General features: G+C 44.5%; 2 protein-coding genes. One reads left to right on the forward strand and one right to left on the reverse strand.

Annotated elements, in window-relative coordinates; genetic code table 11:
* On the reverse strand, positions 1-218 hold a 218-nt coding region (locus tag OCV70_RS18810; protein WP_262579993.1), incomplete at its 3' end, for a helix-turn-helix domain-containing protein.
* A gap of 180 nt (positions 219-398) precedes the next feature.
* On the opposite strand from OCV70_RS18810, the gene OCV70_RS18815 reads away from it, so the two are divergent.
* Entirely contained in the window at positions 399-614 is a 216-nt protein-coding gene (locus OCV70_RS18815; RefSeq protein WP_022358410.1) for a helix-turn-helix domain-containing protein, read from the forward strand.
* Positions 615-872 lie beyond the last annotated feature (258 nt).

Consider the following 872-nt stretch of genomic DNA (forward strand, 5'->3'; position numbering starts at 1 on the left):
CCTGTCAGCCATTCGGGAGTGGTCAGGAGTGCTTCTGCCAGCCCGTTGATAATCATTGTACGCTTCGGGTCTACTCCGTCCGCTTCATATCTTTGAATGGTAGATTTGTTTACCCCGACACGCTTACCAAGTTCGGGCATTGTTAAGTTTAATTCTGTTCGGCGTTCTTTCACTCGTTCACCGACCTGTTTTGCGGTGAATGTAATTTCTTTTTTCAAAGCTTTCACCTCCTATTGCTGATAGTATAGCACAGTAAAACCTATTTTGCAACCATAAATTTAATAATAGACAAAAATATTTCTTAATAAGTTGCAAAACGAGTTGACAAGAGGTATCAAAATAAGTATAATTACAGATACATAGTTGCAAAATGCGTGTTTTGAAAGGAGGTTGATAAAATGGGCAACATCAAAATGGGTTTAACCATAGAAGAAGCAGCAGAATGTACGGGTATCGGAAGAAATACAATGCGTAAGTTGGTAGACTGGGGCAAACTTCCCGTCCTCAAGGTCGGAAGAAAAGCGATTATCCGCAGGGATACTTTAGAGCGATTTATGAGCGTCAATCAGGGAAGAAACCTGCTGAATGAAAACGATGTCCGCAAAGTAGAATAACCATTCTCCAAGCCCTCGGCGTTTGAGAGCGAAATACACCCCTCGCACAAATCTTCGATTTGTACTCTGGGTATTTCGCCCTTGCAGGGGGCACTGTACCATCGCTTCGGGCAATGCACCGCCGCTATGATACAGAAGAAAACAGCCCGCTGTTTTCTTCGCTGTCCGTCTGCTTACGCCGCCGAAACAGCGGCAACCGATTTCTCGGTTGCAAAAAGAGTATGCCCGTCACGGGAGGAAGGAGTATATGGCAAGACA

The sequence above is a fragment of the Blautia acetigignens genome, from assembly GCF_025566865.1.
GTDB classification, from domain to species: domain Bacteria; phylum Bacillota; class Clostridia; order Lachnospirales; family Lachnospiraceae; genus Blautia_A; species Blautia_A acetigignens.

What these genes read in the sequence shown, in the direction of transcription:
- OCV70_RS18815 (WP_022358410.1), top strand. Translation starts at nt 399, where the DNA reads ATGGGCAACATCAAAATGGGTTTAACCATAGAAGAAGCAGCAGAATGT.